Origin of the sequence: Streptomyces aurantiacus (assembly GCF_001418335.1) — a bacterium.
In the GTDB taxonomy this organism is placed as follows: Bacteria; Actinomycetota; Actinomycetes; order Streptomycetales; family Streptomycetaceae; genus Streptomyces; species Streptomyces aurantiacus.
Genome location: NZ_LIPP01000206.1, coordinates 1 through 11,250, shown reverse-complemented (window position 1 = coordinate 11,250; position 11,250 = coordinate 1). Strand labels below are relative to the sequence as shown.

Annotated in this window: 12 protein-coding genes; 6 read left to right on the top strand and 6 right to left on the bottom strand. The window is 71.0% G+C overall.

Annotation, left to right across the window (positions count from 1 at the left end):
• Window positions 1-20: 20 nt before the first annotated feature.
• Both AOK01_RS25745 and AOK01_RS25740 read right to left on the bottom strand, forming a co-directional pair.
• The gene (locus AOK01_RS25745; RefSeq protein ID WP_055515672.1) at window positions 21-575 is read right to left on the bottom strand and encodes a tRNA adenosine deaminase-associated protein; all 555 of its coding nucleotides are present in this window, start codon (window positions 573-575) and stop codon (window positions 21-23) included.
• Window positions 576-1,029: 454 nt separating this feature from the next.
• On the bottom strand, window positions 1,030-1,248 hold the full coding sequence (locus tag AOK01_RS25740; protein WP_055515670.1) for a hypothetical protein: 219 nt from the start codon (window positions 1,246-1,248) through the stop codon (window positions 1,030-1,032).
• Between the two features lie 172 nt (window positions 1,249-1,420).
• Here AOK01_RS25740 and upp point away from each other — a divergent pair, with 172 nt between their 5' ends.
• Window positions 1,421-2,056 carry a uracil phosphoribosyltransferase gene (gene upp, locus AOK01_RS25735; RefSeq protein WP_055515668.1) on the top strand — a complete coding sequence of 212 codons (636 nt, stop codon included), beginning with the start codon at window positions 1,421-1,423 and terminating at the stop codon, window positions 2,054-2,056.
• 125 nt (window positions 2,057-2,181) lie between these two features.
• Here the strand turns inward: upp and AOK01_RS25730 are convergent, their stop codons facing one another.
• The 3 genes from AOK01_RS25730 to AOK01_RS25720 all read right to left on the bottom strand — a co-directional run bounded on the left by AOK01_RS25730 (window position 2,182) and on the right by AOK01_RS25720 (window position 4,267).
• The gene (locus AOK01_RS25730) at window positions 2,182-2,823 is read right to left on the bottom strand and encodes a LytR C-terminal domain-containing protein (protein WP_245702412.1); all 642 of its coding nucleotides are present in this window, start codon (window positions 2,821-2,823) and stop codon (window positions 2,182-2,184) included.
• A 107-nt stretch (window positions 2,824-2,930) separates the two neighbouring features.
• Entirely contained in the window at window positions 2,931-3,227 is a 297-nt protein-coding gene (locus tag AOK01_RS25725) for a type II toxin-antitoxin system VapB family antitoxin (protein WP_003955420.1), read from the bottom strand.
• A gap of 437 nt (window positions 3,228-3,664) precedes the next feature.
• Window positions 3,665-4,267 carry an HhH-GPD-type base excision DNA repair protein gene (locus tag AOK01_RS25720; protein ID WP_055515664.1) on the bottom strand — a complete coding sequence of 201 codons (603 nt, stop codon included), beginning with the start codon at window positions 4,265-4,267 and terminating at the stop codon, window positions 3,665-3,667.
• A gap of 132 nt (window positions 4,268-4,399) precedes the next feature.
• Here AOK01_RS25720 and AOK01_RS25715 point away from each other — a divergent pair, with 132 nt between their 5' ends.
• The 3 genes from AOK01_RS25715 to AOK01_RS25700 all read left to right on the top strand — a co-directional run bounded on the left by AOK01_RS25715 (window position 4,400) and on the right by AOK01_RS25700 (window position 7,976).
• Complete coding sequence (locus AOK01_RS25715) at window positions 4,400-4,879, top strand: cupin domain-containing protein (RefSeq protein WP_055515679.1); 480 nt, start codon at window positions 4,400-4,402, stop codon at window positions 4,877-4,879.
• Window positions 4,880-4,911: 32 nt separating this feature from the next.
• Window positions 4,912-5,688: an SDR family NAD(P)-dependent oxidoreductase gene (locus tag AOK01_RS25710; RefSeq protein ID WP_055515677.1), complete on the top strand. Its 777-nt coding sequence runs from the start codon at window positions 4,912-4,914 to the stop codon at window positions 5,686-5,688.
• Between the two features lie 299 nt (window positions 5,689-5,987).
• Window positions 5,988-7,976, top strand: a complete 1,989-nt coding sequence (locus AOK01_RS25700; RefSeq protein ID WP_245702411.1) for a copper resistance CopC/CopD family protein — start codon at window positions 5,988-5,990, stop codon at window positions 7,974-7,976.
• Between the two features lie 43 nt (window positions 7,977-8,019).
• Here AOK01_RS25700 and AOK01_RS25695 read toward each other — a convergent pair whose 3' ends face one another.
• The gene (locus AOK01_RS25695) at window positions 8,020-9,060 is read right to left on the bottom strand and encodes an aldo/keto reductase (protein ID WP_055515660.1); all 1,041 of its coding nucleotides are present in this window, start codon (window positions 9,058-9,060) and stop codon (window positions 8,020-8,022) included.
• A gap of 92 nt (window positions 9,061-9,152) precedes the next feature.
• Here AOK01_RS25695 and AOK01_RS25690 point away from each other — a divergent pair, with 92 nt between their 5' ends.
• Window positions 9,153-10,067: an AraC family transcriptional regulator gene (locus AOK01_RS25690; protein WP_055515658.1), complete on the top strand. Its 915-nt coding sequence runs from the start codon at window positions 9,153-9,155 to the stop codon at window positions 10,065-10,067.
• A gap of 202 nt (window positions 10,068-10,269) precedes the next feature.
• The coding region (locus AOK01_RS25685) for a DMT family transporter (RefSeq protein WP_213862151.1) at window positions 10,270-11,250 on the top strand (981 nt) is incomplete at its 3' end.

Below are 11,250 nucleotides of genomic sequence, written 5' to 3'. Positions count from 1 at the left end.
GGGCGGGGGGTTCGGGGGAGTCAGCGGACGGTCTCCAGAACCTCCGCCGCCCCGAGGACCTCGGCGATCTCGCCGAGTGCGTCGGTGCTGTCCAGGGTCAGCAACTCCTTCTCGTTCACACCGAGATCGACAAGGACCTCGCGGTCTCCGATGGGTCCGGACGGCACGATCTCGCCCTTGACGGTGGTGCCGACGCCGTCTTCTTCGTCGGCGTCGGCTTCGTCCTCGGGTTCACCGTCCTCCGTGCCGTCGAGGTCGAGGGAGTCCAGGTCGGCGACGCCGTCGTCGCCGGGATCCCTTCCGAGCAGTTCGTCCGTGAGCAGGATCTCGCCGTACGAACTGCGAGCTGCGGCCGCGGCGTCCGAGACGTAGATGCGAGGGTCCTCCTCGCCGTCCACGCGGACGACTCCGAACCACGCGTCCTCCTGCTCGATGAAGACGAGCACCGTGTCGTCGTCGACCGAGGCTTCACGGGCCAGGTCGGTCAGATCGGACAGGGTCTCCACATCGTCGAGCTCTGTGTCGCTCGCTTCCCACCCGTCTTCGGTGCGCGCGAGCAGTGCGGCGAAGTACACCGTGACTCTCCCACTGGTCCTAGGTGTGCCGGTTGGGGGTCCCCCCGGCGGAGGTTGTGGGCGGGGAATGAGTGCTCCGAGCCCCGCCCACTCGGAATCGTGGCAGAAACAGAGCGTTCAGGAGAGGTCTTCGGCTCGCTGTGTCCCGGGCGCGTCTTCCCGCCCGGTCACGTGGCGCGTGCGTCACGCCGCCGCATGGCCTCACCCGGGCGCCCGGCGCCCACCGACAGCGGGATCGTACGCCGCCGGAATCCCCACTTCCTACGCGGCTGTCCGGGGCTGCCCCGAACGGTCATGGGCAGTCGTGGGCAGTCGTGGCGGCCACAGCCGGAGCCGTGGTCAGAGTCAGAGTCACGACCACGACCACGACCACGAACGACCACGGCCGCGGCTACGGCGATCCGTGCGTGTCGCGTGTCGGTTCTCAGGCGGAGGAGGAAGTCATCAGCGGAAGTCACCAGCGGAACGTACGCATGCGCATGGCGTGGCGCAGCCGGGCCGTCTTCGCCCGGCGCGGCTGAACCCTGTCGCGCAGCTCGCGTGCCTCCGTCAGTTCCCGCAGGAACTGGGCACGGCGCCTGCGGCGCTGAGCGTCGCTCTCCAGGTTTCCCGGATTCCCCAGGTTCTCCGGGTTCTCTGGGTCCTCCCGGTTCCGTTGCTCCGGTTCCGGCATCGGCAACACCCCCAGTCGATCCCTCCCACTTTCCCTCCGACGGGCGGTTTGATGCCAGCGGAGTCTCCGGGGTGGCATCGGCGAAGCGTTCTCCCACCGAGCTCGGACGGAACCCGAAGCCGGTGGTCACGGGGCGACGGGCGGGCTGGACGGGCCCGGATACCCTTGGGGCATGCGTCTCCATGTCGTCGACCACCCCCTGGTCGCTCATAAGCTCACCACGCTGCGCGACCGCCGCACCGACTCCCCCACCTTCCGTCGGCTCGCCGACGAACTGGTCACCCTGCTCGCCTACGAGGCCACGCGGGACGTGCGCACCGAACAGGTCGACATCGAGACCCCGGTGTCCGGCACCACGGGCGTCAAGCTGTCCCACCCGCGGCCCCTCGTCGTACCGATCCTGCGGGCGGGCCTCGGCATGCTCGACGGGATGGTGCGCCTCCTGCCGACCGCCGAGGTGGGTTTCCTCGGCATGATCCGCGACGAGGAGACGCTCCAGGCGTCCACGTACGCGACCCGCATGCCGGAGGACCTCTCCGCGCGCCAGGTGTATGTCCTGGACCCGATGCTCGCCACCGGCGGCACCCTCGTCGCGGCGATCAAGGAACTGATCAAGCGCGGGGCCGACGATGTGACGGCCGTGGTCCTCCTCGCCGCTCCCGAGGGCGTCGAGGTCATGGAGCGCGAACTCGCGGGTGCCCCGGTCACGGTCGTGACCGCGTCGGTCGACGAGCGCCTGAACGAGCACGGCTACATCGTCCCGGGCCTCGGCGACGCGGGAGATCGTATGTACGGCGCAGCTGAATAGGCCTGTACGGCGCCGCCGAACAGGCCGAACAGGACGAACAGCCGCTGGTGCCCCGCCCGTGTCAGCAGAGCACCAGCGACACCAGCCGGCAGCAGCGACACCAGAGGCCCTAGTGGTTAGCGGTCCTAGCAGTCCTTCTTCGTCGCCGAGGGCGCCGGTGAGGGCCTGGCCAGAGTGGTCAGGGCCTTGGCGGCGTCCTTCTCTTTCGTCAGGGCCTTGAAGGTCTTGCCGAGGATCAGGTCGACCTCCGCGGGCTTCGCCCGGGTGTCGGTCTTCGTCTCGGCGCCGGTGAGCTGGGTGGCGAGTACGGGAAGGGCGGTGCCGGCAGCCGCCTTCGCGCCGAGCACCAGGCCGGGCCCGTCGACCTTCTTGTCGTACGTCTTGGTGGCGTTGCCCACCTCGCCGATCTTGAAGCCGCGCTTCTTCAGCGCGTCCGCGGTGTCCTTGGCGAGGCCGGCGCGGGACGTGGCGTTGAGGACGTTCACGGTGATCTGGCCGGGCTTCGGGACGGCGTTGACCGGGTTCGCGGAAGGCGAGGGGGACACCTTGCAGTCCGTCGCCGAACCGACTGCCGTCGCCTTGTCGCCGCCGCCCGTGAAGACGTCGATGAGCTGCAGGGTTCCCCAGCCGACCAGTCCGAGCGCCGCGACGGAGGCGACGACCGCGAGCACGATCCTGCGGCGCCCCCGGTTTCTGCGCATCCGTGGGTACTTGTCCCCCGTGATCCGGTACTGGCCGCCCATGCCAGGGGGAGTGAGCATGCTCATGGGCGCAGCGTAGTGCGCCGGAGCGTCGATGCCTACTAGATGATCATTGAGCGGTGTCCAGTCCAACCCAAAAGGTCCAACACGGGCACGAGTCGAACCCTGGAGACTCAGCCCAGTTCGAGGACACGGGCGTGGAGGACCTGGCGCTGCTGGAGTGCGGCGCGGACGGCGCGGTGCAGGCCGTCCTCCAGGTACAGGTCGCCCTGCCACTTCACGACGTGCGCGAAGAGGTCGCCGTAGAACGTGGAGTCCTCGGCGAGCAGTGTTTCCAGGTCGAGCTGGCCCTTGGTCGTCACCAGCTGATCGAGGCGGACCGGGCGCGGCGCAACGTCCGCCCACTGCCGGGTGCTTTCCCGGCCGTGGTCGGGGTACGGCCGTCCGTTTCCGATGCGCTTGAAGATCACACGGAAAGCCTACCGGTCAAGAGCTTCCGGGCGCAGCCATGACGGTGGAGTGCGACGCTGGAAATGACGTTGTAAATATGGGCAAACCGGTAATTCTCCCGGATCACCCGTTCATGATCCGTTCGAGAACGGGTCGTGGATGATCAAGGGTAAAACGGGAAAAACGGGGACAGAAGCCTGAAACGGCTGACACTGACGCGCCAGTGAGGCGCCGCTGTTCGAACCGGTCTCGGTGGGGGCGGCGGCGGGCGGAGCCGTACGGGCCCGGCGTGTCGGCCCGCGGGCAGGTGCGGCCCGCCGACGGCCCACCGGCGACTCGCCCGCGACCCGCCCGCGGCGTTCGCTCGGCGTGCGCTCGGCCCGAGCCGCCTGTCCGACGCGCGATGGCCGACGCGCGATGGCCGGTGCCCGAATGACCTGGCCTGGCTACGGAACCTTCACTTGCCGGAGGCCTTAGTGGCCTTCTCCGCCTTCGCCGCCGCCTTCATCTCCTGCTTGTGCGCCCGTACCTTCGTCAGCGACTCCGGCCCTGTGATGTCCGCGACCGAGCGGAAGGACTTGGCCTCGCCGTACGGACCCGCGGCCTCGCGCCAGCCCTTCGGGCGTACGCCCAGCTGTTTGCCCAGCAGGGCGAGGAAGATCTGGGCCTTCTGGGCCCCGAAGCCGGGCAGCTCCTTGAGCCGGCGCAGGAGCTCCGCGCCCGACTCCGTGCCCTCCCAGACCTTCGCCGCGTTTCCGTCGTAGTGCTCCACGAGGTACTGGCACAGCTGCTGGATCCGCTTGGCCATCGAACCCGGGTAACGGTGCACGGCAGGTTTCGAGGACAGCAGGGCCGCGAACGCCTCGGGCTCGTACGCCGCGATCTCGCGCGCGTCGAGATCGTCCCCGCCGAGCCGCCGCGTGATCGTGTACGGGCCCGTGAACGCCCACTCCATCGGAACCTGCTGGTCGAGCAGCATGCCGACGAGTGCGGCGAGCGGGCTGCGCCCGAGGAGTTCGTCGGCCTCGGGCTGCTGGGACAGGTGAAGGGTGACGTCCATGCTCCGATCATGGCGCGTGCGGGTTCGGCCCGCTCGCCGGTGCCCCCGACGCCCCCGATACCCCCGGTACTCCAGTGCGTTCACCTACTGCTTCCACTCCCGGTGGGGCATGGTCGGTGGGTGGTCAATGACATCACTCCCGAAGCCCTTGTCGCTCACTACCGACTGGAACCCATCCCCAAGGAGGGCGGCCTCTTCCGCCGTACCTGGGCGGGACCCGAACGGCCCGACGGGCGGCCCGAGGGGACCGCGATCGTCGCCCTCCTGACCTCGCGGCCCGGCGACTTCTCCGCACTGCACCGCCTCCCGGCCGACGAGACCTGGCACTTCTACCTGGGGGATCCGCTGGAGCTGTGGCTCCTCTCCCCCGACGGCACATCCCGTACGGTTCTGCTCGGTCCGGACGTCCTCGGCGGGCAGCACGTCCAGTTCACCGTGCCCGCGCGCACCTGGATGGGCGCGCGGGTCGGCACGGACGGAGCCTGGTCGTTCTTCGGGTGCACGATGGCGCCCGGTTTCACCTACGAGGGGTACGAGCACGGGGACGGGACCGAACTCGCGGCCCGCTACCCCGCGGAGGCAGCGCGGATCGCCGCGCTGAGCCGACCGTGACCGGAGCGACTGACGTCACCGGTGCGACTGACCTGACCGGTGCGTTCGGCGAGTCGCGTGGTGGGCTGCTGGACGGTCAGGTGGCGCTGGTCACCGGGGCCGGCGGCGGCATCGGGCGGGGGATCGCGCTGCGGTTCGCGGCGGCGGGGGCGGCCGTGGCCGTCCACTTCCGTACGAACGCCGCGGCGGCCAGTGAGGTCGTCGCTCTCATCACGGCCTCGGGCGGACGCGCGGTGACCCTGCGGGCCGACCTGACCGTGGAGTCCGAGTGCCACCGGGTGGTCCGCGAGGCCGCGGACTGGGGAGGCGGCGTGCTGACGGCCCTGGTCAACAACGCGGGCGTACAGCCGGTCCAGGAGTTGCCCGGCATGACGGCGGCGGACTGGCGGGCGGTGGTCGACGCCAACGTGTCGAGCGTGTTCGCCTGCACCCAGGCGGCGGCCGGACTCCGCGTGCACAGCATCACCCACATCGCCTCCATCGAGGCCACGCACCCCGCCCCGCACCACGCGCACTACGCCGCGTCGAAGGCGGCCGTCGTCATGCACGCGCGCTCGGCGGCCCTGGAGTACGGTCCGTACGGAATCCGCGTGAACACCGTCTCCCCGGGCCTGATCGACCGCGAAGGTCTCGCGCAGGCGTGGCCGGAGGGCGTACGGCGCTGGCAACAGGCGGTTCCCACCGGCAGGCTGGGGCGCCCGGAGGACGTGGGCGACGCCTGCGTGTTCCTCGCCTCGCCGATGGCCTCCTGGATCACCGGGCACGACCTGGTCGTGGACGGCGGGGTCTCCGCACGGCCGACGTGGTGAGGACGCGAGCGGTCCTGTGGCGCGGGCCGGGTGGGTGCGGGCAGGGTGGGCGCGGCCCGCGTTGAACAACGTGCCGCGTACATCCGTACCCCCGCGGAGGCGGCGCAGACGGTGCGCAGGCGGTGCGCAGACGGTGCGGAGACGGCGGAGGCCGCGGGCGGTCGTACGCGGCAGATGTATGTGGGCGAGCGCGAGAAGCAGGGAGAGGCGACGTGGGCCGAGTGCGCCGCACACACCAAGTGCGCCGGGTGCCAGAGATACCGGTAGCAGTCGCGATACGAATACCGCGGCTGCTACGGGTGTCGGCGCCGGCGCCTCGCCGGGCCACGGCCCTCGTCGCCCTGCTGGGCACGCTGTCGCTGATCCTGCTGGGCGGCGCGGCCTCCGTGTCCGCGCACTCGGCCGTGCGGGACACCGACCCCCGCGAGGGGTCCGTCCTCCGGTCCGCGCCGCGCGAGGTCACCATGACCTTCACCGAGTCGGTCGGCATCACCGACGACTCGCTGCGCGTCCTCAGCCCCGAGAACCGCCGGGTGAACGCGGGCGACACCCAGCACGTCCCCGGCCACTCGGACCAGGTCCGGGTACGGCTCCGCGACGGTCTGCCCGACGGCACGTTCACGGTCGCCTGGCGTGTGGTCTCGGCGGACAGCCACCCCATCGCCGGCGCCTTCACCTTCTCCATCGGCGAGCCCTCCGCGACAACGGCCGCCGTCTCCGCCGAGCCTGCCGTGAACCCCGCCTCGGGCGCCCTCTATGACATCGCCCGCTACGCCGCGTACGCCGCCGTAGCCCTGCTCATCGGCGTGGCCGTCTTCGTCCTCGCCTGCCGTCCGCCCAGCCCGGAACCGTTGCGAGGACTCGTACGGGCCGGCTGGTGGATCCTCCTCGCCACCACGGTCGGCCTCGTCTTCCTGCGCGGCCCCTACGAACGCGGCACCGGCCCGTCGACCCTCCTCGACCCGGCCCTCATCGAGAACACGCTGACGAGCCGGCCCGGTTGGGCACTGCTCGCCCGGCTGGCGCTGCTGGCGGGGGCGGCGGTCTTCCTCGTACGCACGGGTGCCGGACTGCGACGGGCCGCGGAACGGAGTCCGGCCGTGGAACGGAGTCCGGCCGCGGAACCGAGTTCGACCGCGGAACGGAGTCCGGCCGCGGAACCGAGTTCGACCGCGGAACCGAGGCGGGCCGGTCTCGCGGTGGTCGGCGGTTTCCTGGCGGTCGCGCTGGCGGGTACCTGGGCCGTCGCCGAGCACGCGTCCGCGGGCATCCAGGTCCCCGTGGCGATGGCCTCCTCCGTACTGCATCTGCTGGCGATGGCGGTCTGGCTGGGCGGTCTCGGGGCCCTGCTGACCGCGCTCCACCGGTCGGAGACCCCGCTCCCGGCCGCCTCCGTGCACCGCTTCTCGCGTCTCGCGTTCACCTCGGTCACGGTCCTGGTGCTGACCGGCGTCTACCAGTCCTGGCGGGGGCTCGGCTCGTGGGACGCGGTGTTCGGCACCTCGTACGGCCGGCTGCTGGTCGCGAAGGTGTGCGGGGTGGTGCTTTTGCTGGCCGCGGCGGGCTTCTCGCGCCGTTGGACGGCCCGGCTGACGGACGCTGCACAGCCGTCGAAGACACAGCCGTCGAAGGCGCCGGCGTCCAAGGAGCTGGTGCCGGCGCTGGAGATGGCCGAGCCGCGGTCCGAGGCGTCGTCCGAGCCGTCGTCCGAGGGATCAGCCGAGGGACCATCCGAGGGATCAGCCGAGGCGATTTCCACACCGGCGCCGGCCGGCTCTTCGGGAACGGGCGCCCGCCACCGGTTCCTGCGTCGCTCCGTCCTCGCCGAAGTCGTCGTGGGCGTGGCGGTGCTGCTCATCACGACGGTACTGACCGGCACCCAGCCCGGCCGCGCCGAACTCGAAACGGCGGCGGCCGAGTCCGCAGTGGCCGCCGCGGACGACCCCACCACGTCCACGACCCTGATCCCCTTCGACGTCGGCACCCCGGGCGGCCAAGGCAAGGTCCAGCTCGTCCTGGAGCCCGGCCGCGTCGGCGAGAACACGGTCGAGGCGGTCGTCATCGGCCCCGACGGAGGCATCGCCACCGTCCCCGAGATCCGGCTCTCCTTCACCCTCCGGTCCCAGAAGATCGGCCCCATCGACGCCAGGCTCACCGACCAGGGCGGCTACTGGGGCACCCGGTCCCTCAACCTCCCCCTCGCCGGCACCTGGACGATGAAGGTCACGATCCGCACGTCGGACATCGACCAGGTGGCGGAGACCCGGCAGGTGAAGATCGCCCGCTGAACCGTCCGCTGAGCCGGGCCGCCGTGCCGGGTCGCCCCGCCGGTCACCAGGAGGGCATGATCGCCTCGGGATAGCGGGACCCGGCGGCGCCCTTGGGCAGGATCTCCTGGACACGGGCCAGGTCCTGCGGGGTGAGCGTGACGTCCGCGGCGGCCACGTTCTCGGCGAGGCGCTGCGGACTGCGGGTGCCCGGGATCGGTACGACGTCGTCGCCCTGCGCCAGCAGCCAGGCCAGGGCCAGTTGCGTGACGGAGATCCCCTTGGTGGCCGCGAGCGCGGTCAGCTCGCGGATGGCGGTCAGGTTCCGCTCGTAGTTGCCGGGCTGCCAGCGGTCGTCCCAGCTGCGCATGTCGTCGGCGGGATACTCGGCGGCCGGCTTCACCGCGCCGGTCAGGAACCCCCGGCCGAGCGGCGAATACGGTACGAATCCGATGCCGAGCTCGCGCACCACGGGCAGCACGTCGGCCTCCACGGCCCGCTCGAACACGGAGTACTCGGTCTGCAGCACGGACACCGGATGGACGGCGTGGGCGCGCCGGATCACCTCGGGCCCGGCCTCGCTGAGCCCGAGGTACCGCACCTTGCCTTCGGCGATCAGCTCGCCGATGGTGCCCGCCACGTCCTCGATGGGTACATCCGGGTCGACGCGGTGCTGGTACAGCACGTCCACGTAGTCGGTGCCGAGGTGGCGCAGGCTGTTCTCGGTGACCTCACGGATGTGCTCGGGCCGGCTGTTGAGGGCGTAGCCGTCGGCGTTCTGCGGCGCGCTCATGTCGAAGCCGAACTTGGTGGCGATCACCACGTCACCGCGGATGTCCCGCAGGGCACGGCCGACCAGCTGCTCGTTGCTTCCGGTGCCCAGGCCGTACAGCTCGGCGGTGTCGAAAAGGGTGACGCCGAGCTCGTACGCCCGGCGGATGGTCGCGATGCCGCCGGCTTCGTCGCCGGCGCCGTAGGCCATGGTCATGCCCATGGTGCCGAGGCCGATCGCGCCGACGGTCAGCCCCTGGCCGCCGAGAGCACGGACCGGCATGCCGCTGCGCTTCTGTTCATTGCTTCGCTGTTCATCGCCTTGCTGTGTCATGCGGTCAACGCTAGGAGCGGGAACGTCTCGGGGCATGGGCCGTCGACCGCATAGGATTGCCTGATACTCTCAGACCAGTACAGGGAGAACGCATGCTGGACGAGCTCACCGAGGCCATCGCCCGGCACGGCGGCGACATGTGGTCCGACACGGCGGTGCCACGCCTCAGGCTGGTGACGCTCGACGAGCCCGTCGCGCCGCTCGACATGCTGTACGAGCCGATGATCTGCTTCATCGTCCAGGGCGCCAAGAGCAGCGTCGCGGGCGACCGGAGCTGGACGACCGGTCGCGGCGAGGTGTTCCTGAACTCGCTGGTCCTGCCGGTCACGGCCACCTTCCAGGAGGTGCCGTACCGCTCGGCGGTGCTGCGCCTGGACGGCGGCATGCTCGCCGAACTCCTGCTGGAACTGGGACCTGGGCCGGGACCGGAACCGGACGGCAGCGACGCGAGCGGGTTCCCCGCCCCGGACCCGGCCGGCCGGCTCACCACACCGATGACGCCCGAACTCGCCGACGCGGTCACCCGCTGGGTACGGCTGCTGGACACCCCGCAGGACATCCGCGCCCTGGCGGGCCGTATCGAGACGGAGATCCTCTACCGCCTGCTCGGCAGCACCCTCGGTCCGACGCTGCGGCACTTCACCCTGGCCGACTCCGCGGCGGCCAGGGTCCGTACGGCGGCCCGGTGGATCTACACCCGTTTCAGCGAGCCGCTCGGCATCGACGCGATCGCGGCGGCGGCGCACATGAGCCCCGCCAGCCTGCACCGCCACTTCAAGGCGGCCACCGGCATGAGCCCGCTCCGCTTCCAGAAGCACCTCCGCCTCCAGGAGGCCCGTCGGCTCCTCCTCGCCGGTGACACCACGGCGGCCCTGGTCGCCGAACGGGTCGGCTATGTGAGCGCGACCCAGTTCAACCGCGAGTACCGACGGGCGTACGGTCTGCCGCCGGGGCAGGACGCGGCACGCCTGCGCGACCGGTTGGCCGACGTGGGCCGGGGGGCGTAGGCCGGCCCCCTCGGGGCCTGTCAGGACCGGCCGCCATGGCCGGACGACCGCCGAGAGACCTGCCTACGGGGCAGCGCCGCGCCGTACCGGCGGGCACGATGCCTGTCCTGGTGGGCTCTCCAGCCGCTGACGCCTTGCCCGACTCCGGTACGGGCCGATGGGATGGGGCTCATCCTCCACAGCCCAACGGCGGTATGAACGCGTGAAAAGCAGATTCGACCCGTTGTCCTTGGCGGCCATGACGGTGACCATCGTCTCCATCTCCGCCACCGCCCCGCTCACGGCCTACGCCTCCGCCTCGCCGCTGGCCATGGCCTTCTGGCGCAACTGCCTGGGCTTCGCCGTACTCGGGCCGTTCCTGCTGTTGTTACGCCGCCGCGAGGTGGTGAAAGTCGCGCGTGGTGAACGCGGCATCCTGCGCCGGGAGCAGTGGCGGCCCCTGGTGTTCGGCTTCCTCGCGGCCACCTCGCTCGCCCTGCACTTCGCGTCCTTCATGACGAGCACACGGCTGACGTCGGTCGCCATGTCCACGGCGCTGGTGGCCACGCAGCCCGTCTGGCAGGCCCTCATCGCAGCCGGTCAGGGGGTCAGGACGGCCCGCAGGACCTGGGCGGGGCTCGGGCTCTCGGTGGTGGGGGCGGCCACGGCCGCAGGTCTCGACATACAGGCCGGCGGTACGGCCCTGATGGGTGACCTGCTCGCGCTCCTGGGGGCGATCGCGCAGGCCGGTTACACAGCCCTGAGTGAGAAGTCCCGCGCGGATGTGAGCACTCCACTGTACTCGACCTTCACCTCGCTGGTGTGCGGTCTGCAACTCCTGGCCGTCTGCTGGCTGGCCGGCATCTCGCTGACGGGTTTCGACCGGTCCACCCAGCTGTCGCTGCTCGGGCTGCTCATCCTTCCCCAGATCCTGGGGCTCGGTTCGCTGAACTTCGTCCTGGGCAGGACATCGGCGACGACAGCGAGCGTCCTGCTCCTGCTGGAGACCCCGGTGGCCGCGCTCGCGGCGTGGTGGCTGATGGACCAGAACATCAAGCCGGCGACCGTGCCGGGGCTCGTGCTGATCATCGTCGGGGTCACGGTGGTGGTGACGAGCGGCGGCGGGGAGCAACGGGACGCCGCCGCCGTGGCCATACCGCCGTACCCGGCCTACGCCCCGCACACCCCCCAACAACCTCTCGCC